Annotated in this window: 19 protein-coding genes; 11 read left to right on the top strand and 8 right to left on the bottom strand. The window is 72.4% G+C overall.

Features of this window, described 5'->3' with window-relative positions; all coding sequences use genetic code 11:
• Positions 1-77 precede the first annotated feature (77 nt).
• The gene (gene iolG, locus EDF18_RS15830; RefSeq protein WP_123548810.1) at positions 78-1082 is read left to right on the top strand and encodes an inositol 2-dehydrogenase; all 1005 of its coding nucleotides are present in this window, start codon (positions 78-80) and stop codon (positions 1080-1082) included.
• A gap of 7 nt (positions 1083-1089) precedes the next feature.
• Positions 1090-1872: a TIM barrel protein gene (locus tag EDF18_RS15825; RefSeq protein ID WP_123548809.1), complete on the top strand. Its 783-nt coding sequence runs from the start codon at positions 1090-1092 to the stop codon at positions 1870-1872.
• A 28-nt stretch (positions 1873-1900) separates the two neighbouring features.
• Here the strand turns inward: EDF18_RS15825 and EDF18_RS15820 are convergent, their stop codons facing one another.
• Positions 1901-3085 (bottom strand): Gfo/Idh/MocA family protein, encoded by a 1185-nt coding sequence (locus EDF18_RS15820; RefSeq protein ID WP_123548808.1) that lies wholly within the window; start codon positions 3083-3085, stop codon positions 1901-1903.
• A 169-nt stretch (positions 3086-3254) separates the two neighbouring features.
• Here EDF18_RS15820 and EDF18_RS15815 point away from each other — a divergent pair, with 169 nt between their 5' ends.
• From EDF18_RS15815 to EDF18_RS15800, 4 genes are all read left to right on the top strand, one after another.
• The gene (locus EDF18_RS15815) at positions 3255-4223 is read left to right on the top strand and encodes a sugar ABC transporter substrate-binding protein (protein ID WP_123548807.1); all 969 of its coding nucleotides are present in this window, start codon (positions 3255-3257) and stop codon (positions 4221-4223) included.
• Between the two features lie 69 nt (positions 4224-4292).
• Positions 4293-5336: an ABC transporter permease gene (locus EDF18_RS15810; protein ID WP_123548806.1), complete on the top strand. Its 1044-nt coding sequence runs from the start codon at positions 4293-4295 to the stop codon at positions 5334-5336.
• Positions 5333-6301, top strand: coding sequence for an ATP-binding cassette domain-containing protein (locus EDF18_RS15805; protein ID WP_123548805.1), 969 nt, complete (start codon positions 5333-5335; stop codon positions 6299-6301). The genes EDF18_RS15810 and EDF18_RS15805 overlap by 4 nt, the downstream gene beginning before the upstream one ends.
• A 77-nt stretch (positions 6302-6378) precedes the next feature.
• A complete protein-coding gene (locus EDF18_RS15800) occupies positions 6379-7140 on the top strand; it encodes a GntR family transcriptional regulator (protein ID WP_123548861.1) in 762 nt (253 codons plus the stop codon).
• Positions 7141-7188: 48 nt separating this feature from the next.
• On the opposite strand, the gene EDF18_RS15795 is transcribed toward EDF18_RS15800, so the two are convergent.
• The 3 genes from EDF18_RS15795 to iolD all read right to left on the bottom strand — a co-directional run bounded on the left by EDF18_RS15795 (position 7189) and on the right by iolD (position 10613).
• Positions 7189-7911, bottom strand: a complete 723-nt coding sequence (locus EDF18_RS15795; protein WP_233569205.1) for an NADPH-dependent F420 reductase — start codon at positions 7909-7911, stop codon at positions 7189-7191.
• Between the two features lie 78 nt (positions 7912-7989).
• A complete protein-coding gene (locus tag EDF18_RS15790) occupies positions 7990-8601 on the bottom strand; it encodes a TetR/AcrR family transcriptional regulator (RefSeq protein WP_123548804.1) in 612 nt (203 codons plus the stop codon).
• Positions 8602-8735: 134 nt separating this feature from the next.
• Positions 8736-10613, bottom strand: a complete 1878-nt coding sequence (iolD, locus tag EDF18_RS15785) for a 3D-(3,5/4)-trihydroxycyclohexane-1,2-dione acylhydrolase (decyclizing) (RefSeq protein WP_123548859.1) — start codon at positions 10611-10613, stop codon at positions 8736-8738.
• A gap of 6 nt (positions 10614-10619) precedes the next feature.
• On the opposite strand from iolD, the gene EDF18_RS16415 reads away from it, so the two are divergent.
• Positions 10620-10763 (top strand): hypothetical protein, encoded by a 144-nt coding sequence (locus tag EDF18_RS16415; RefSeq protein WP_158614704.1) that lies wholly within the window; start codon positions 10620-10622, stop codon positions 10761-10763.
• Here the strand turns inward: EDF18_RS16415 and iolB are convergent.
• The 4 genes from iolB to iolC are packed head-to-tail and all read right to left on the bottom strand — an operon-like array spanning position 10745 to position 15186.
• The gene (gene iolB / locus EDF18_RS15780; protein ID WP_123548803.1) at positions 10745-11662 is read right to left on the bottom strand and encodes a 5-deoxy-glucuronate isomerase; all 918 of its coding nucleotides are present in this window, start codon (positions 11660-11662) and stop codon (positions 10745-10747) included. The genes EDF18_RS16415 and iolB overlap by 19 nt on opposite strands.
• Positions 11663-11697: 35 nt before the next feature.
• Positions 11698-13227 (bottom strand): CoA-acylating methylmalonate-semialdehyde dehydrogenase, encoded by a 1530-nt coding sequence (locus tag EDF18_RS15775; RefSeq protein ID WP_123548802.1) that lies wholly within the window; start codon positions 13225-13227, stop codon positions 11698-11700.
• A gap of 26 nt (positions 13228-13253) precedes the next feature.
• Positions 13254-14213, bottom strand: coding sequence for a class I fructose-bisphosphate aldolase (locus tag EDF18_RS15770; protein ID WP_233569204.1), 960 nt, complete (start codon positions 14211-14213; stop codon positions 13254-13256).
• The gene (iolC, locus tag EDF18_RS15765; protein WP_123548801.1) at positions 14200-15186 is read right to left on the bottom strand and encodes a 5-dehydro-2-deoxygluconokinase; all 987 of its coding nucleotides are present in this window, start codon (positions 15184-15186) and stop codon (positions 14200-14202) included. Before iolC ends, EDF18_RS15770 begins: the two co-directional genes overlap by 14 nt.
• 117 nt (positions 15187-15303) lie before the next feature.
• Between iolC and EDF18_RS15760 the strand changes: the two genes are divergently transcribed.
• The 4 genes from EDF18_RS15760 to EDF18_RS15745 all read left to right on the top strand — a co-directional run bounded on the left by EDF18_RS15760 (position 15304) and on the right by EDF18_RS15745 (position 19175).
• Positions 15304-15768 carry a hypothetical protein gene (locus EDF18_RS15760; protein ID WP_123548800.1) on the top strand — a complete coding sequence of 155 codons (465 nt, stop codon included), beginning with the start codon at positions 15304-15306 and terminating at the stop codon, positions 15766-15768.
• A 149-nt stretch (positions 15769-15917) separates the two neighbouring features.
• Positions 15918-17129, top strand: coding sequence for a DUF4232 domain-containing protein (locus EDF18_RS15755; RefSeq protein WP_148050112.1), 1212 nt, complete (start codon positions 15918-15920; stop codon positions 17127-17129).
• A gap of 104 nt (positions 17130-17233) precedes the next feature.
• Positions 17234-17482: a DUF4287 domain-containing protein gene (locus EDF18_RS15750; protein ID WP_123548798.1), complete on the top strand. Its 249-nt coding sequence runs from the start codon at positions 17234-17236 to the stop codon at positions 17480-17482.
• Between the two features lie 220 nt (positions 17483-17702).
• Positions 17703-19175 (top strand): hypothetical protein, encoded by a 1473-nt coding sequence (locus EDF18_RS15745; protein WP_123548797.1) that lies wholly within the window; start codon positions 17703-17705, stop codon positions 19173-19175.
• Positions 19176-19199 lie beyond the last annotated feature (24 nt).

Raw genomic sequence — 19199 nt, 5'->3', positions numbered from 1 at the left:
CCCTCCACCACCAGACGCCCCCACTTCCTCCTGCCCCTCGGGGCCCCACGACGCCCACGGGCAGCAAGGACGACGACGTGACCACTCCCCTCCGCTTCGGACTCATCGGCACGGGCCGCATCGGCCAGGTGCACGCCGCGAACATCGCGGCCGACCCCGAGGCCGTGCTGGCCTGGGTCTGCGACCCCTTCGTCGAGGGCGCGCAGGCCGTCTCGGCCCGCCACGGCGGCACCGTGACGACCGACGCGGCCGAGATGTTCGCGTCGGGCGACGTCGACGCCGTCCTCATCGCCTCGCCCACGGCGACGCACGTCGACCTGCTGGGGGCGGCGCTCGACGTCGGCGTCCCCGCGCTCTGCGAGAAGCCGATCGACCTCGACATCGCGCGGGTCGACGCGCTGCTGCCCCGGGTGCAGTCCTCGGGCATCCCGATCGCGCTCGGCTTCAACCGGCGCTTCGACCCCGCGTTCGCCGCGGCGCGCGCCCGGGTGGCGGCCGGCGAGATCGGCGAGCTCGAGCAGCTCTCGATCGTGAGCCGCGACCCGGCGGCTCCTCCGGCGGCGTACGTCGGGGTCTCGGGCGGCATCTTCCGCGACATGACCATCCACGACTTCGACATGGCCCGGTTCTTCCTGCCGGACATCGTCGAGGTGACCGCCACCGGCACGACCGTCTTCGACCCGGGCGCCCGCGAGCACGGCGACTTCGACACCGCGATGGTGACGCTCCGCTCCTCCTCGGGGGCCCTGGTCTCGATCACCAACTCGCGGCACAGCGCGGTGGGCTACGACCAGCGGCTCGAGGCGTTCGGCGCCGAGGGCTCGCTGCAGGTGTCGAACGCGCTCACCAGCCTCGTCAGCGTGTCGACCGCCTCCCACGTCGAGGCGAAGCCGCCCTACCAGGACTTCTTCCTCGAGCGATACGCGGCGGCCTACGTCGCCGAGCTGCGCGCGTTCATCCAGCTGGCCCGGGGCGAGGAGTCGGCGAGCCCGACCTTCGCCGACGGTCGCGCCGCGCTCGTCCTCGCCGACGCCGCCGCCCGCTCGGCGGTCGAGCGCGTCTCCGTCGCCGTCGAGCTCTGACGCGACGATGCCAATCCAGCTGGCCGCCTCGGCCGAGATGCTGTTCGGGGAGCTCCCGGTCGTCGACCGCGTCCGGCGCCTGCACGAGCTCGGCTTCCAGGTCGAGATCTGGGGCTGGTCGACGAAGGACCTGCCGGCCCTCGCCGCCACCGGTGCGACGTTCTCGTCGATGACCGGCTACCTCGACGGCGACCTCACCACGACCGACGGCATCGCCGAGCTGCTGCGCACCGCCGAGCTGTCGATCGCCGCGGCCGAGGTCATCGACTCGCCGCGGCTCAACCTGCACGGCACCGGTCTCGACCCGGACGGGCTGCCGGTGCGCCCCCTGCGCCCGGACGAGGAGGTGGCGCCCGGCGACCGCGAACGAGCCCAGGAGACGCTCGCCCGCCTGGCACTGCTCGGCGAGCGCCACGGGCGCGTCTTCACCCTCGAGAACCTCAACACCGCGGTCGACCACCCGGGCACGCCCTTCGCCCGCGCCGAGGACACGCTCGCGCTCGTGAGCGCCGTCGACAGCCCCGGCCTGCGCCTCAACCTCGACCTGTACCACGCACAGATCGGCGAGGGGAACCTGATCGAGCTGCTGCGGCGCGCGCTGCCGTGGGTCGGCGAGATCCAGGTGGCAGACGTGCCGGGACGCTTCGAACCGGGGACGGGCGAGATCCGGTACCCGGCGATCGCGGCCGAGCTGCGCACGCTCGGCTACGAGGGCGTCGTGGGGCTCGAGGCCTGGCCGTCCGGCGACTCGGAGACGGCACTCGAGCGCTTCCGCGCCTCCTTCGCCTGAGGAGGCGCGACTCGGCGAGCCCGACCCGTCACAGGTCGTAGGTGGTCGGCCCCTCGACCTGCCCCACCGTCTCCCACGCCCTGGCCCGGTCGCTGCGGACCGCCGCCTCGACGATCTCGGCGGCCGACCAGGCGTCGGCGGCGGACGGCGCCAGCTGGCGCCCCTCGACCACGGAGCGCAGGAACAACTGCGCCTCGATCGTCTTGAGGTCGTCGAAGCCCATGCTCGTGCCGGCGCCCGGCTGGAACCGGGCGAAGTCGCCGAAGCCGGGCTGCGCCATGACGGTGCGGTACCCGCTCGTGTCGTCGGCGACCTGCAGCTCGTTCAGCCGCTGGAAGTCCCAGCGCAGCGACCCCTTCGTCCCGTAGACCTCGAGCGCGTACTCCGCGCGCGGCCCGATCGCGACGCGGCTCGACTCGAGCACGACGACGGCGCCCGAGTCGAAGCGGCCGAGCACGGCGGCGTAGTCCTCGTTCTCGACAGCGCCGGTGGCCCCGCCCTCGGCGCCCTTGCTGAAGTGGCCGGCGGCCCCCGAGCCCGGCAGCGGACGCTCGCGGATGAAGGTCTCGGTGAGCCCGGTCACGGAGTCGATGCGCCCGACGACGAACTGGGCCAGGTCCGCGCCGTGCGACAGCAGGTCGCCCAGCACTCCCGACCCTGCCCGGTCGCGCATGAAGCGCCAGGTCAGGGCGCCGAGCGGATCAGCCGAGTAGTCGGCGAGCAGGCTGACCCGCACGTTGGTCACGGTGCCGAGCGCGCCCGAGCGGACGAGTTCCCGGGCGCGGGCGACCGCGGGCGCGTGGCGGTAGTTGAAGCCGACCGAGGTGACGACGCCGGCGTCGGAGGCGGCGCGGGCGATCTCGGACGACTCGACGGCCGAGCGGCCCATCGGCTTCTCGATCCAGAAGGGCTTGCCCGCGGCGGCCGCGGCGAGCGCGACCTCGTGGTGGAGGAAGTTCGGCGCGCAGATCGAGACGACGTCGACCTCGGGGTCGGCGATCACCTCACGGTAATCTGCGGTGGTACGGCGATAGCCGAGCACCGTCTCGGCGTGGTGTCGTGCGCCGGCGTCCGTGTCGGCGGCGGACACCAGCTCCGCCCGCACCGGCAGCTCGGGATAGTGCTCCGCGACGGCGCGGTACGCCCGCGAGTGCAGCCGTCCCATCCATCCGAGCGAGACGAGGCCTACTCCTACGCGATCCGGTGTCGACATGGTTCTCCTGACGTCGTCGGCGGGACCCCTGTCGAGCAGGGGGCAGAGCGAGCTTATCCCAATGACAGAATGTATTGACAAGCATGACCCCCTCACACATACTCGGACCCGACACCGACGTCACCCCGGACCGTCCTGCGCGACGAGCTCCGCATCGAAGGGACTTTCAATGAAGAAGCGACTCCTCGCCGGCCTCGGCCTCGCCGCGACGACCGGGCTCCTCCTCGCCGGCTGCGCGGGAACGGGCCAGGAGACGGCCAGCCCCGACGACGGCGGCGGGGACCTCACCTTCGCCGTCGTCACCCACTCCGGCCCCGGCGACGCCTTCTGGGACCGCGTCAAGTCGGGGGCCGAGACGGCCGGCGACGACTACGGCGCCACGATCACCTACAACTCCGACGCCGACCCCGCGAAGCAGTCGCAGCTCATCGACAACGCGGTGGCGCAGGAGGTGGACGGCATCGTCGTCTCGATGGCCAACCCCGACGGCGTCGAGGACAGCGTCAAGAAGGCCGTCGCCGCGGGCATCCCCGTCGTGACCATCAACTCGGGCATCGAGCGCTCGTCCGAGTTCGGCGCCCTGACCCACATCGGCCAGAGCGAGACCGTCGCCGGCGAGGCCGTCGGCACGAGGCTCGCCGACGAAGGCCTCGGCAACGCGCTCTGCGTCATCCAGGAGGCCGGCAACGTCGGCCTCGAGGACCGCTGCGCCGCCGCGGCCAAGACCTTCGGCGGCACGATGACGAACCTCCAGGTCGACGGCACGAACGACGCCGACGTGAAGGCGACCATCAAGTCGAAGCTGCAGGCCGACCCGTCCATCGACGGGGTCCTCACCCTCGGCGGCCAGTACGCCATCGACGCGGTCGGCGCGGTCGAGGAGTCGGGCAGCGACGCGAAGATCGGCACCTTCGACCTGTCGGAGGACGTCGTGGCCGACGTCGAGAACGGCTCCATCCTGTTCGCCGTCGACCAGCAGCCCTACGTGCAGGGCTTCCTCGGCGTCACCGCCCTGCAGCTCTTCGTCACCAACGGCAACGTCATCGGCGGCGGCCAGCCGGTCTACTCCGGTCCCGCCTTCGTCACGAAGGACAACGCGGCCCAGGTCGCCGAGTTCGCCGCCAACGGCACTCGCTAGGCACACTCCCCGGGGGCGGGCGCGATCGGCAGCCGGCCCCCTCTCCTCCCCCCGACCCAGGAGTCACCGTTGACGACCACTGACATCGTGACGATCGCGACGAGGCCACGCCTCGAGCGACGTCCGCTCCGCAAGATCCTCGCCCGGCCCGAGACGGGCGCCTTCGTCGCCGCGCTCGCGGTGCTCCTGTTCTTCTCCCTCTACACGCCCCAGTTCCTGAGCTTCGCCGGAGCCGGCGTCTGGCTCGAGTCGGCCTCGACGTTCGGCATCATGGCCGTCGCGGTGGCCGTGCTGATGATCGGCGGCGAGTTCGACCTCTCGGCCGGTGTCATGACCGGTTTCTCGGCCCTCATCGTGGGCATCCTCACGACCCACTACGGCCTCAGCATCTGGGTCGCGGTCGTCATCTCGCTCGTCGTCTGCCTCGGCGTCGGCGCCGTCAACGGCATCCTCGTGATGAAGACGGGCCTGCCGAGCTTCATCGTCACCCTCGGCACGTTCTTCGCCCTCGCCGGCATCGACCTCGCCGTCACCAAGATCATCACCGGGCAGGTCGCCATCCAGGGCATGACCAAGGTGCCCGCCTACGACTCGATCCAGCCCCTGTTCGGCGCGTCGGTCCAGATCGGCGGCGGCACCTTCTACGTGTCCGTGCTCTGGTGGTTCCTCGTCGCGGCGGCGGCCACCTGGATCCTGCTGCGCACCCGCGCCGGCAACTGGATCTTCGCGGTCGGAGGGGCCCTGAACTCGTCCCGCCAGGTGGGCGTGCCCGTCCTCAAGACCAAGATCGGCCTGTTCATGGGCACGGCCGGGGCCGCCTGGCTGGTCGGCATGATCTCGCTCTTCCGCACCTCGACCGTCCAGGCCAACACCGGCGTGGGCCAGGAGTTCATCTACATCATCTGCGCCGTCGTCGGCGGCTGCCTCATGACCGGCGGCTACGGCTCAGCGATCGGCGCCGCCCTCGGCGCGCTGATCTACGGCATGGTCTTCCAGGGCATCACCTTCGCCCAGTGGGACACCAACTGGCTGCGCACGGTGCTCGGCGGCATGCTGCTCGCCGCGGTGCTGCTGAACAACTTCGTCAGGACACGAGCAGGAGGCGGGCGATGAGCACCGACACCACCAGCGACCGCGCCGACCGCGCCGCCAGCACCGACCGCTCCGGCGCCCCGGCTGTGCCGCCGCGTGCCGACGTCGGCACGACGATCGTCGAGGTCCGCGACATCGGCAAGAGCTACGGGGCGGTCAACGCCCTCTCCGGGGTCTCGACCACGGTCGCGGCCGGCCAGGTCACCTGCGTGCTCGGCGACAACGGCGCCGGCAAGTCCACCTTCATCAAGATGCTGGCCGGTGCCCACACCCCGAGCCACGGCGAGCTGCTGCTCGACGGCGAGCCCGTCACCTTCGCCTCGCCGAGGGCCGCCCTCAGCGCCGGGATCGCGACGGTCTACCAGGACCTCGCGGTCGTGCCGCTGATGCCCGTCTGGCGGAACTTCTTCCTCGGCTCCGAGATGACGACGGGGGTCGGCCCGTTCCGTCGCCTCGACGTGAAGGCGATGAAGAAGATCACCTTCGAGGAGCTGGCCCGCATGGGCATCGACCTGCGCGACGTCGACCAGCCGATCGGCACCCTGTCGGGCGGCGAGCGCCAGTGCGTCGCCATCGCCCGCGCCGTCTACTTCGGCGCCCGCGTGCTCATCCTCGACGAGCCGACGGCCGCCCTCGGCGTCAAGCAGTCCGGCGTCGTGCTCAAGTACATCGCCCGCTCGCGCGACCAAGGACTCGGCGTCGTGTTCATCACGCACAACCCCCACCACGCGTACCCGGTGGGCGACCGGTTCCTGCTGCTCAACCGCGGCATGAGCCTCGGCAACTTCGAGAAGAGCGAGATCACGCTGCCCGAGCTGACGGCCCTGATGGCAGGCGGCGCCGAGCTCGACTCGCTCGCGCACGAGCTCGAGCGCGAGATGCCGGGCTCGCCCGTCGCCCGCGAGCTGGCCGCCGACGCCTCGGAGACGACGACGCCGGCGACCGTGACGCCGCCGCCGACGACGAGCACCGCGCCGCGCAGCTGAGGCCGCGCGGCAAGGCCCGAGCCCTGCCGATCCGCCGCTGTGGGAGGATCGAGGACCACCGATCAAGAGCGGACATGATGCCTCAGGACGAGCAGCTGCTGCCCCCCGACTTCTTCCTCGGGCTCGATCGCTCCGGCCCGGTGCCGCTCTACTACCAGGTGTCGAACCTCCTCGAGGAGGCCATCCACGACGAGACGCTGCCCGCCGGCGCCCGGCTCGAGAACGAGGTGGCGCTGAGCGCGCGGCTCGGGCTCTCGCGCCCGACCATCCGTCGGGCGATCCAGGAGCTGGTGGACAAGGGCCTGCTCGTGCGTCGCCGCGGCATCGGCACCCAGGTCGTCCACGGCCGCGTCACCCGCAACGTCGAGCTGACGAGCCTCTACGAGGACCTGGAGCGGACGGGCCAGAAGCCCGAGACGCAGCTGCTCTCGTCGTCCGTCGAGGGCGCCGACGAGAAGACGGCCGAGGCGCTCGGCGTCGAGGTCGACAGCCCCGTCCTGCACCTCGCACGGATGCGCTCCGCCGACGGCGTGCCCCTGGCCGTGCTCGACAACGTGCTGCCCGAGCCGTTCGTCGACCTCGATATGGAGTCGCTCGAGAAGCACGGGCTCTACCAGCTGCTCCGCGGCCGCGGGGTGACGATGCGCGTCGCGAAGCAGCGCATCGGTGCCCGCTCGGCCACCGCCTCCGAGGCTCGCCTGCTCGACCTGCCCAAGAGCGCGGCTGTGCTGACCATGGGACGCACCGCCTTCGACAACTCCGGGCGCGCGGTCGAGCACGGTCAGCACTGCTACCGGCCTGACCTGTACTCGTTCGAGATCACTCTCGTCGAGCGCTGACCTGCGCCGGCGCAGGGTGCGGGTGCCCCCGGTCCCGCGGCGGGATCGTCAGAACTGACGGGCTGCGACGTCCGCACGGTTCGAGGCAGCCAGGAGTTCGCGAAGGCGGTCAGCCGTGACGGGGGCACCCGGGTCGGACAGGTAGTCCGCGGCGAAGGCCTCGAGGTCGGCGGCGTAGATCGGCGTGTAGGCCCCCGACTCGGGCTCCGCCCGCCATGACTCGGCCAGCGTGCCGGCGTCGACGGCCTCGAAGCCGAGATCCTCGACGACGGCTGAGACCTTGCCCTTGGCCTGGTCCTCATCGCCGGACACGGCGAGGGCCGTGCGGGGCGAGGAGTGGGCGAGCGTGGGGATGTGGTGGAACAGGATGTTGTTGAAGGCCTTGACGACGACTGCCCCCGGCAGCAACTCCTGCTCGAGTTCGGCGGTCGTGAGCTCGAGGGCGTCCAGGCGAGCGATCCGGCCGTCCCGGTGCGGGTAGTAGTTGCCCGTCGACAGGACGGTCCGGCCCGAGAACGCGTCCCCGGGAAGCGCCTGGTACGCGCCGAGCGGAACGGCCAGGACCGGGACGTCCCCGAAGTCGGCGGCCTCGCGAGGGTCGCCGGCCCGGGCCCGAGGTCCCAGCTCCTCGACGAGGTCTCGGAGCGACTCCGGCCCACGCGAGTTCGCGACCAGGACGTCGTAGCCGGCGGCGACCGCCAGGCGGGCGATGCCGCTCCCGATGTCTCCGCTGCCGATGATGCCGATGCGCTTCATGCCCGTCTCTTCCATGCTGTCTCCTTCGTCGATGTGTGCTTCGTGGTGCGGTGGCTCGTGGTCGTACTCGGGCGAACTCGCGGGACCGCCCTGTCAGCCGTGTGGGCCTCCGGGACGCGGTGCCGCCTCCGCCCATCCCGTCCGGGTCAGCGCCGACAGTGCTGCCGCGGTCTCGTCGTCCGCCAAGGCGGCACCGCTCGCCCAGCTCGTCGCCAGCGCCGAGAGGAAGAGGTCCCGAGCCCGGACGTCGCCGCGTGCCAGCCCAGCGCGTTGGGCCGCTGTCAGGAACTCGGCCGTCGTGGTCACGAACCCCTCGCAGGTCGTGGCCAGCGGCGACGAACTCGTCGTCGTCGCGGCCCGCAGGGGCTCGGGAAGCCCCTCGTAGGCCGCAGCCCACGTGACGACTGCCCTGAGCCAGCCGTCGAGCGCCTGACCGGCGTCGACCGATTCCTCGCGGAGGCTGTCGCGCGTGGCCACCAACTCCTCGTCACGCCCCGCCAGCAGTGCGGCCAGCAAGGCCTCTCGAGTCGGGAAGTGGCGGTAGAGCGTCCCTGCACCGACACCCGCACGTCTCGCGATCGCGTCCAGGGAGCCGCCGACGCCGTGCTCGACGAAGTGCTCCTCGGCGGTTCCGAGGATGAGCTCTCGGTTTCGCCGGGCGTCAGCCCTAGGTGCGCGCCCGGCCGCACTTACGTCGATCACCACGGGGCCTCCTCACTGAACGGAGACATTCTCCGCCTACAGGAGGAGAGTATCTCCGTTTGTGGCGCACGCACAAACGGAGACGTCCCCCGCGGGGCTGGTCTCGGGGTGAGCGGCCTCCGATCAGGCCCGCGGCGTCAGCCCAGCAGCGGGCGGCGGGCCGCCGAGCGCGTGACGTACTCGTCGTGCGCGCGCTGCGTGCTGGCCATGGTCGACACCTCGGCGACCGGCACGTCCCACCAGCCCTCGCCGCCGGGCGCGTAGAGCAGCGGGTCGCTCTCGACGTGGATCAGCGTCGCGGTGTCGGACGCCTTCGCGGCCGCCACGGCCCTGCCCAGGTCGGCGACCGCCTCCGGCCCGGCCTGGATCTCGATGGTCTCGACGCCGTAGCTGCGGGCGTTCGCGGCCAGGTCGACGGGCAGGGTCGCGCCGCTCCCGTCGCGGTACCGGGTGCCGTAGCGCTCCGAGCCGACCGTCTCGGAGAGGTGCCCGATCGACGCGTAGCCGTGGTTCTGGATCAGCACGACGATGATCTTGACGCCCTCGGCCACGGCCGTGACGAGCTCGGTGTGCAGCATCAGGTACGAGCCGTCGCCGACCATGACGATCACGTCGCGGTCCGGCGCCGCACGCCGGACGCCGAGGCCGCCGGCGATCTCGTAGCCCATGCACGAGAAGGCGTACTCGACGTGGTAACCGAGGGCGTCGCGAACCCGCCAGAGCTTGTGCAGGTCGCCCGGCAGCGAGCCGGCGGCCTGCACGACGACGTCGCGGGGGTCGGAGGCGGACTGCACGGCGCCGATGATCTCCGCCTGACCCGGCAGCGCCTGCCCCGAGGGCTCGAAGGCGCGGTCGACGACCGCGTCCCAGCCGGCCTTCTCGGCGGCAGCCCGGTCGACCCACTCGGCCGGGGCGCGCCAGTCGGCGAGCTCGGCGCGGAGGACGTCGAGCGCCTCGCGGGCATCCGCGATCACCGGCAGCTGCGTGCCGTGCTTGTACGCGTCGAACGACGCCACGTTGACGTTGACGAACTGCACGCCGTCGGCCTGGAACGCCGTCCGGCTGGCCGTCGTGAAGTCCGAGTAGCGGGTGCCGATGCCGATCACCACGTCGGCCTCGGCCGCGAGGCGGTTCGCCGCGGTGCTGCCGGTCGCCCCGACGGCGCCGAGGTAGCCCGGCTGGTCCCAGACGAGCGAGCCGCCGCCGGCCTGGGTGGTGCCGACCGGGATGCCGGTCAGCTCGACGAGGGCGCGCAGCGACTCCTCGGCGCCCGAGTAGAGGACTCCGCCGCCGGCGACGACGACCGGCGACTTCGCGGCGCGGATCGCGGCGACGGCGCGCTCGAGCGGGCCGCGCTCGGGCACGGGGCGGCGCAAGTGCCACTCGCGCGGCGCGAGGAACTCGACGGGCACGTCGAGCGCCTCCGCCTGGACGTCCTCGGGCAGGGCGATCGTGACCGCTCCCGTCTCGGCAGGATCGGTCAGCACGCGCATCGCGGCCAGCGCGATCGAGAAGAGCTTCTCGGGGCGGTCGACCCGGTCGAAGAACCGCGACAGCGGCCGGAACGCGTCGGTGACCTGCACGCTCGTGTCGTGCGGCAGCTCGAGCTGCTGCAGCACGGGGTCGGCGACCCGGGTCGCGAACGTGTCGCTCGGCAGCAGCAGGGCAGGCAGCCGGTTCGCGGTCGCCAGCGCGGCGCCGGTGAGCATGTTGGCGGCCCCCGGACCGACGGAGGCGGTGCTCGCGAAGGTGCCCCGCCTCCTGGTCATCCGCGCGTAGCCGACGGCCTGGTGCACCATCGCCTGCTCGTTCCGGGCCTGGTGGTACGGCATCAGGCCCGGCTGGTCGACCTCGAGCTGGTGCAGCGCCTGGCCGATTCCTGCGACGTTGCCGTGGCCGAAGATGCCGAACGTGCCGGCGACGGTGCGCTCGCGGTGGTCGCCGTCGACCGTCCACTGGTTCGCGAGGAACTCGATCAGCGCCTGCGCGACCGTCATCCGCCTGGTGGTGCCCATGTCGTCGTGTCCTGTCGTCGTGGCTTCGTCGCCGTGAGTGGTCGTCGTGCTGGTGCTGGTGCTGGTGCTGGTGGTGCGCTGCTGGTCGTGCAGGTGCTGCGGGTGCTGCGGGTGCTCGTGCTGGTCGCGCGTCAGGCTCGACGCTCGTAGGGGAGGCGCGGGTCGACGTCCTGCCCCTCCCACGTCCCCCTGATCCAGCCGTGGGCCGGGTCGTCCGAGATGTGCCAGACCCGTTCGGGGTCGGGCCCGGCCATGACGTTGAGGTAGTAGAGGTCGTAGCCGGGGGCCGCGACGCACGGGCCGTGCCAGCCGTGCGGCAGCAGGGCGACGTCGCCGGTGCGCACCTCGGCGAGCACGTCGATCTCCCCGGCCGGGGACGAGTAGGCGCGGACGAACCCGAACGGATCCGCCTCGGGCGGTGCCTCGCGACCCCGCTCGACCGCGGTCTCGAAGTAGTAGATCTCCTCGAGCCGCGACTCCCGCCCCGGCTGCAGCTCGTCGTGCTTGTGCGGCGGCCAGCTCGACCAGTTCTCGGCGGGCGTGACGACCTCGCAGACGATGAACCGACCGGCGTCGAGCGCCTGGGGCGTCCCGAAGTTGTGCACCTGGCGGCTGGAGCGACCTGCGCCGCGCAGCTCGACGGGCACCTCCTCGCGCCGGATGTGCCGACTGGGCCGCACCTCCTCGGTGGGCGCCTCGGCCACGGCCACGCGCCCCTCCCCCTCGATCGTCGCGGAGGCGCCGGTCGACAGGTAGAGGACGTCGGTCGGGCCGTCGAAGACCGAGGGCCTGCCCTCCAGCTGCGTCGTGTCGTGCTGTCCCGGCTCGAGGTCACCCGAGCCCTGGTGCCGGACGGTGAACGACCCCGACAGCGGGACGACGAGGCGCTCGACGCCGGCCGCGGGCAGCGCTAGTTCGCCGCCGGCCGCGAGCTCGGCGACGCGCAGCCCGGTGTGCTGCCAGCCGTCGATCCCGTCGTCGACGACGGACTCCCACTCGCCGCGGGCCAGGGCGCCCCTCGGGAACACCGTCTCGTTCTGCGTGGTCATGCCGCGCCTCCTCGTGCTGTCTCGGTCCTGGCGGCTCAGTTCTGCGGGAACCCGAGGTCGACGCCGCCGTGCGACGGGTCGAGCCAGCGCGAGGTGATCGCCTTCTGCTGGGTGAAGAACCGGACGCCCTCGGCACCGTGGGCCTTGGTGTCGCCGAAGAGCGAGTCCTTCCAGCCGCCGAACGAGAACGTCGCGACGGGCACCGGGATCGGCACGTTGATGCCGATCATCCCGACCTGCACCTCGTTCTGGAAGCGCCGCGCCGCACCTCCGTCGTTGGTGAAGATCGCGGTGCCGTTGCCGAACGCGCCGTCGTTGATCAGGGCGACGCCGTCCTCGTAGGAGGCGACGCGCACGATCGAGAGGACCGGCCCGAAGATCTCCTCCGTGTAGGCCCGCGACGTGGTGGGGACCTTGTCGAGCAGGGTCGGTCCGAGCCAGAAGCCCGCGGCGTCGCCGTCGACATCGATGCCGCGGCCGTCTATGACGACCTCGGCGCCGTCCTCCTCGGCGATCGCGATGTAGGAGGCGACCTTGTCGCGGTGCTGCTCGGTCACCAGGGGGCCCATGTCGCAGCCGCGACGACCGTCGCCGATGCGCAGCTTCGCCGCACGGTCCTTGATCTTGACGATCAGCTCGTCGGCGACGGGATCGACAGCGACGACGACGGAGATCGCCATGCAGCGCTCCCCCGCCGAGCCGAAGCCGGCGTTGATCGCGGAGTCGGCGACGAGGTCGAGGTCGGCGTCGGGCAGCACCAGCATGTGGTTCTTGGCGCCGCCGAGGGCCTGGACGCGCTTGTGGTTCGCGGTGCCCGTCTCGGAGACGTACCGGGCGATCGGGGTGGAGCCGACGAACGAGACGGCGCGGACGTGCGGGTGCGTGAGCAGCCCGTCGACGGCCTGCTTGTCGCCGTTCAGCACCGTGAAGACGCCGTCGGGCAGCCCGGCCTCGGACCAGAGGGCAGCGAGCCAGAGCGCGGCGGAGGGATCCTTCTCGGACGGCTTCAGGATGACGGTGTTGCCGGCGGCGATGGCGATGGGGAAGAACCACATCGGCACCATCGCGGGGAAGTTGAAGGGCGAGATGACGCCGACGACGCCCAGCGGCTGCTTCGTCGAGTAGACGTCGACGCCGGTCGACACCTGCTCGGAGTACTCGCCCTTGAGGTGGTGCGCGAGGCCGGTCGCGAACTCGACGACCTCCTGGCCGCGGGTGATCTCGCCGAGCGCGTCGGAGACGACCTTGCCGTGCTCGGAGGTGATGATCTCGGCGAGCTCGCCCTTCTTCGCCTCGAGCAGCTCGCGGAACCGGAAGAGGATCTGCTGGCGCTTGGCGAGCGAGAGATCACGCCAGGCGGGGAACGCGGCCTGGGCCGAGGCGATCGCCGCGGCGATCTCAGCGTCGTCGGCGAGGGCGACGTGCTTCGTCACGACGCCGAGCGCCGGGTCGTAGACGGGGGCCGTGCGGCCGGAGGTCGACGGCGACTCAGCACCGTCGATCCAGTGCGGCACGACGGGCAGCTCGGCGGCGGTGGCGGCAGCGTTCGTCAGGGTGTCAGACATGGTCCTGCTTCTCTTCTCGGGAGGGATCAGCCGTGCACGAGCGCAGCGGCGGTGTCGACCGCGGCGACCACGTCGCCGTCGGCCGGGTACAGCAGGGTGCGGCCGACGACGAGGCCACGGACGCCGGGGAGCCCGAGCGCGGCCTCCCACGACGCGTAGGTCTCGTCGGGGCGGCCGGAGGGGTCGCCGCCGAGCAGGAGGGTCGGCAGCGTCGTCGACGCCATCACCCGCTCCATCTCGGGCACGACGGGGAGCTTCAGCCACGACCAGGCGGACGTGGCACCGAGGCCCGAGGCGATGGCGACCGATGTGACGACCGCCTCCGGCGTGAGGTCGTTCTCGACGGCGCCGTCGACCCAGCGGCTCACGAACGGCTCGAGCATGATCGGCACCTGTGCCGCCGCGGCGGCGTCGACGGCGCGGGCGGTCGACTCGAGGGTGGCCGCGGTCGCGGCGTCGCCGAGGTTGATCCTGATCAGCAGCTTGGCGAAGTCGATGCCCGACGCGACGATGCTCGGCACGTCGTAGCCGGTGAACCGGTCGTCCATCTCGAACGAGGCGCCCTTGAGGCCGCCGCGGTTCATCGAGCCGACCACGACCTTGCCCTCGAGGGCGCCGAGCAGGGCGAGGTCCTCGATGACGTCGGGCGTGCCGAGCACGCCGTCGACGCCGGGTCGCGAGAGGGCGGTGACGAGGCGGGTGAGCATCTCGTAGCGGTCGGCCATCGCCGCGGGGTCGTCGCGGACGCCGAGCGCCCCACGGGCCGGGTGGTCGGCGGCGACGATGAAGAGGCGGCCGTCGTCGGCGAGCAGCGACCGGCGGGCACGGTCGCGCACCCGGGGCAGCACGGTCTGCGGGGCGAAGGTGCGGGCGTGGCGCAGCGCCTCGAAGTCGAGGGAGGCGGCGGCAGGGCTGGTGGCGGTGCGGGGGGCGGAGGCGGTGGTGCGGCTGCGGCTGCTGGTGGTGGTGACCTCAGGCGTCGACATGGGCGATGCTCCTCACGATCTCGTCGACCTCGGCGGTCGAGGGCATGGCGGTCGAGCACTCGCGGCGGCTGGCGACGATCGCGCCGGCGACGTTCGCGAAGCGGAGGACGTCCCGAAGCGACCAGTCCTCCTGCAGCAGGCCGTGGCAGAGCGCACCGCCGAAGCCGTCGCCCGCGCCGAGGCCGTTGACGACCTCGACGAAGTGGGGAGGCACCTCCACGGTCTCGTCGCGGGTCTTCGCGAGCACGCCGCGCGGGCCCTGCTTGACGATGGCCAGGTCGAGCCCGCGGTCGAGCAGCGCGTCGGCGGCCCGGTGCGGGTCGGTCTCGCCGACGGCGATCTCGCACTCCTCGCGGTTGCCGACAGCCACGCTGACGTGCTCGAGGGCGAGGGACACCTCGCGTCGGGCATCCTCGGGCGACGACCAGAACATGGGCCGGTAGTCGAGGTCGAGGATCGTGAGCGGCGTGCGTCCGCGTGCCTCCCAGGCGGCGTGGTGAGCCGTCCGGCTCGGGTCATCGGAGAGCCCGGTGACGGTGGCCCAGAAGATGCGCGCGCTCGTGATGGCGTCGAGGTCGAGCTCGTCGGCGTTCACGACCATGTCGGGAGCCTTGGGCGCCCGGTAGAAGTAGAGGGGGAAATCGTCGGGCGGGAAGATCTCGCAGAACGTGACCGGGGTGTTGAGGTCGGGCACCGTGCGGACGAACCGGGTCGAGACGCCGAGGCGCTCGAGCTCGCCCGAGACGAAGCGGCCGAAGGGGTCGTCGCCGGTGCGGGTGACGATCGCGGTGCGGAGGCCGTGCCGGGCGGCGGCGACGGTCACGTTCGCGGCGCTGCCGCCGAGGTACTTGCCGAACGTCTCGACCTGCTCGAGGCCGACGCCGTCCTGCAGGGGGTAAAGGTCGACGCCCGAGCGTCCGATGGTGACGAGGTCGAGGGGCGCGGACGTCGCGGAGGTGGTGGTGTCGGTCATACGTCGCTGTACACCTTGCTGATCGTGGAGTCGGGCCCGCCCGGTCGCGGCCCCCATGTGCTTACATATGAACATAGCGCACGACCGTCGGGAAGTCACGGTCACCCGTAGAGTCGAGTGACCCACACGTCCCAGCTCGACGGGAGCGACATGGCACTCCGCATCACCTCGGCCACCTCGAAGGTCGGCGTCGTCCTCGTGGCGGTCGTCCTCGGCTTCGCCCTCGGGTTCTTCGCGATGTTCCTGCTCGGCCCCACGGCCGGGGCCCTCACGCTCCTGGCCGTCACCGTCGCCACGGTCGTCTTCTGCGGGCGCACCTTCCGGGCAGAAGACGAGCCGACCGCCCCTCCTCGTCCCGCGTGGCGCCTCACCGGCGGGACGACCTCGAGCGTCGTGATGGCAGGGTTCTTCATCCTCCAGGGGCTGAGCACGGTCCTCGCCCTGGCCGCCGGCGACGACGGAGCCGCCGTCGCGGTCGTCTCGGCGCTGGTCTACGCAGCCCTCGCGGCGGCCTACGTCCTGTCGGCCGTCGCGCAGCGGGCAGGCCGGCTTCGAGCGCAGCATCCTGGCGGCGTCGGCTGAGGCTGCCCGCAGGCCGTCGAACGACCGACGCGTCCTCCGTCGAGCATGACGCCCTCGACCCGACCGACCCGACCCGACTCGACTCGACTCGACCCGCGATGCTCCCCCCGGCGGATGATGCCGACGTGCCGACGTGATGGACTCGTCCCATGACCGATGGTGACGCGCGACTTCCCCCGCACACGTCCCGACCCAGCGCCGTGACGACAGCGGCGACGGCCGCGGCGCTGTGGCTCGTGAGCGGAGGCCTGGCCGTCGCCGTCAGCTGGAGCGGACTGCTCCCGGCCAGCGTCGGCGCGGTCCTGCCCGCGACCATCCCGTTCTCGCCCGGGGTGCGCCCCTGGGCTTGGGGCGTGGGCACGACGCTGCTGGCCGCAGCCGTCGTCTTCCTCGTCGCGCGCCTCCTCGTCCCGCTCGCCGGTCGGGTCGACGACCGCACCGCGCGGTTCGCGCTCGCCTGGTTCGCGCTCGTCCTGGCAGGAGGCTCGGCCGGCCTCGCCCTGGACCTCGCGACGATCGTGGGCGCGCTCCCGGCACCGCGCCTCCGCATGCTCCTCGACGGCCTGGGCACGGACGCGACCGTCGGCGCCTGGTGGGGAGTGGTGCAGGGCTGGCTGCCTGCCCTGCTCGTCCGGCGGCACGCGACGGGCACGGCCACATCGCCTTCCGGGCCCGACGACCGGACGACCCCTCCGACGGGCTCCGCCGCCCGTCGGCGGCAGGCGGTCCTCGTCACGACCGCCGTCGTCGCGGCCGCTGCGGTCGTCGCCACCGGCGCGCTCGGGCAGCGTGCGGCACGCGTCGTGTCCGCGCAGGAGGCGGCGGTCGCCGAGGGCGCGGACCCCGGCCTGGGCGCCCTCCCCGACCCGTACGCCGAGGGCACGCCCGTCCCGACGCTGGATCCCGACCGCGATCCGGACCGCGACCCGTCGTGGTGCACCCGGGACCAGGCCATGCTGCTGCTCGGGGAGACCGGCGCGGCGACGGGTCACCGCAGCCAGACGCTGCGGCTGACGAACTTCACGGATGCCGCGTGCGTCGTCGAGGGCTATCCCGACGTCGCGTTCGCCGACCAGAACGGCAACGAGCTCGCGGTCACCGTCGAGCAGGGCGCGTCGTTCCTCGCGGAGGACCCGGGCTACGACCAGTTCGAGCTGCCCGCCGGGGCCTCGGCCGTCACGACACTGGGCTGGGACGCGGGCGCCACCTCCGGCGCCCTCGTCGCGAGGACCCTCTTCGCGGCGCCCTTCCCGACCGACGCACGCGGCTCGTGGCCCGTCGAGCTCGACGTCGTCGAGGGGTCGGTCGTGCACGTGACCGCGTGGGCGCTCGAGACCGGTGGGCAGGGCGCGACGCCCTGACGCGGTCTCGTTCCGAGCATCCCGTCGCGTCCTGGCGAGACGGGGTGCTCGGAACGAGACGGAACACGACGGACTCGGCGAGTCCGCCCGCTACCCTCTGAGCCATGACCGGAGACCGTGTCCTCGCACCCGAGCCGCCCGCCGACGGGGCGAAGCCGAAGGGCCCCGCGTCGTACTTCCCGAGCATCGAGAAGACCTACGGGCGTCCGATCCAGGAGTGGCTCGATCTCGTGAACGAGCGGCTCGACCAAGACGCCCACATGCAGGTCGTCGCGTGGTTGAAGTCCGAGCACGGCATGGGCCACGGCCACGCGAACGCGATCGTCGCCTACGTGCGAGCCGCCCGCGCCTGACCGGGACACCGCCCTGTCGCCGCAGCGCGGAACCTGACACGACCTGGAGATGATCTTTCCTCGATCGGGCGGATGACATCCGGCAACAGGTTGGTAACGCGGCGCCCGCAGAGACGAACCGGCTCGTACGGTAGGCCACAGGGCCCCACGACCACCTGGTCACCGGGCTCGTCGGGGGCGAGCACGAGGCTCGCGTCGATCATCCGTACAAGGGGGAACCATGAAGAGATCCGTGCTCACCGCACTGGTCCTGCCGTCCGTCGTCGCCGTGATGCTGGGGGGGACGGCGCTGTCCGCGCCGATGGCGTCGGCGGCGCCGGTCTCGAGCTCGACCGCGGCAGCAGTGCCCGACGACGGAGGCGCGGCGGCCGACCCGACATCTGCTCCCGTTCCCGACGCGGCAGCCCCCGCGGCCGAGGCCGCACCTGCCCCGGTCGAGTCCGCGCCCGCCGAGGCCCCTGTCGAGGTGCCTGTCGAGGCAGAGCCTGCCGAGTCCGGACCGGTCGAGTCCGCTCCGATCGACGCTCCCGCGGCCGACGACGCATCGGCCCCGGCCCCCGCCCCTGCCCCCGGCACGGACGAGGTCGTCGGCATCGCCGCCGCCACCGAGCCCGGCACCGTGACCATCGCGGGCACGACCGAGTTCGGCGACCTCCAGACCGCCGTCACCGACGGCTGGCCCGACGGCACGACCTTCACCTACCAATGGACCCGTGACGGCGCGGCCGTCGAGGGCGCCACCGCCGAGACCTACGTCCTCGTCCGGGCCGACATCGGTCGCGTCGTCGAGGTCGCCGTCACCGGCACCGGACCCGCTGCGGGCGACGAGCCGACCACCGTGGTGAGCGAGCGTCGCGTCGCCGCCGGCGTCGCCCCCACCTTCACCGCACAACCCGGCACCGACCTCACGGTCGTCGCGGGCGAGCCGTACTCGTTCACGTGGGAGGCCTCAGGCGATCCCGCGCCCAGCATCGAGATCGTCGCCGCCCCCAGCACGCTCGTCGCGACCCTGCCCGAGGGCGCCACGGTGACCCAGGCGCCTGGCTCCCTCACGATCTCGGGGACCAGCACCGCCTCCGGCTTCTTCTCCTTCGGCGTGACGCCCCTGAACATGGTGGGCATCGGCGAGCTCCTCGTCGTCGACCTCGAGGTCGCACCTGCTGCGCCGGCGGGCATCCTCGTCACGGTCGGCACGACCGCGAACGTCGTCGGGGTGGACCAGCAGTTCGCCCGCGCCTCCTCGCTCGACGGCAGCAGCAGCACGCTGAGCCTCGACGACGGCGCCGGGGCCGACGCGAGCGCGTACGTCGTCGACCGGTTCGAGAACCCGATCCCGTTCGAGGACTACGCCGACGGGACCGAGCGCACCACCGTGACCACGAACGGACCGCACGACGTCATCGGCGTCTCCCCGAGCGGCTTCCCCATGGTGACCTTCAACGGGCCCGGGTCGCGGAGCATGGCAGTCTCGCTCGGCGGCTTCACGGCGTCGATCCCGGTCGAGGTGCGGAGCACCGCCGCCGTCGTGCCGGCCGCGTCCGGCACGACACCGATCGCCACCGCGGGCAGCCTCGCCTACACCGGCGGCGAGCCTGCTGACGGCCTGTTCGCCCTCGCCGCTGGCCTCCTGGCCGCCGGGGCCGCCCTGACGGTCGTGCGCCTCCGCCTCCGTCGCCGCCGCGTCCAGCACTGATCACCGACGACGGGCCCGTCGCCC

Source organism: Frigoribacterium sp. PhB107, from assembly GCF_003751515.1.
Classification (GTDB): Bacteria; Actinomycetota; Actinomycetes; order Actinomycetales; family Microbacteriaceae; genus Frigoribacterium.
Note: the sequence above shows the minus strand (reverse complement) of the source record. Positions and strands in the feature narration are given on the sequence as shown.

Coding starts and splice junctions, on each gene's coding strand:
- EDF18_RS15820 (WP_123548808.1), bottom strand. CDS start 3,085: ATGTCGACACCGGATCGCGTAGGAGTAGGCCTCGTCTCGCTCGGATGG.
- EDF18_RS15755 (WP_148050112.1), top strand. CDS start 15,918: ATGACCGATGGTGACGCGCGACTTCCCCCGCACACGTCCCGACCCAGC.
- iolB (WP_123548803.1), bottom strand. CDS start 11,662: ATGACCACGCAGAACGAGACGGTGTTCCCGAGGGGCGCCCTGGCCCGC.
- EDF18_RS15815 (WP_123548807.1), top strand. CDS start 3,255: ATGAAGAAGCGACTCCTCGCCGGCCTCGGCCTCGCCGCGACGACCGGG.
- EDF18_RS15770 (WP_233569204.1), bottom strand. CDS start 14,213: ATGTCGACGCCTGAGGTCACCACCACCAGCAGCCGCAGCCGCACCACC.
- EDF18_RS15825 (WP_123548809.1), top strand. CDS start 1,090: ATGCCAATCCAGCTGGCCGCCTCGGCCGAGATGCTGTTCGGGGAGCTC.
- iolD (WP_123548859.1), bottom strand. CDS start 10,613: ATGGGCACCACCAGGCGGATGACGGTCGCGCAGGCGCTGATCGAGTTC.
- EDF18_RS15745 (WP_123548797.1), top strand. CDS start 17,703: ATGAAGAGATCCGTGCTCACCGCACTGGTCCTGCCGTCCGTCGTCGCC.
- iolC (WP_123548801.1), bottom strand. CDS start 15,186: ATGACCGACACCACCACCTCCGCGACGTCCGCGCCCCTCGACCTCGTC.
- EDF18_RS15775 (WP_123548802.1), bottom strand. CDS start 13,227: ATGTCTGACACCCTGACGAACGCTGCCGCCACCGCCGCCGAGCTGCCC.
- EDF18_RS15800 (WP_123548861.1), top strand. CDS start 6,379: ATGCCTCAGGACGAGCAGCTGCTGCCCCCCGACTTCTTCCTCGGGCTC.
- EDF18_RS15795 (WP_233569205.1), bottom strand. CDS start 7,911: ATGGAAGAGACGGGCATGAAGCGCATCGGCATCATCGGCAGCGGAGAC.
- EDF18_RS15805 (WP_123548805.1), top strand. CDS start 5,333: ATGAGCACCGACACCACCAGCGACCGCGCCGACCGCGCCGCCAGCACC.
- EDF18_RS15750 (WP_123548798.1), top strand. CDS start 17,234: ATGACCGGAGACCGTGTCCTCGCACCCGAGCCGCCCGCCGACGGGGCG.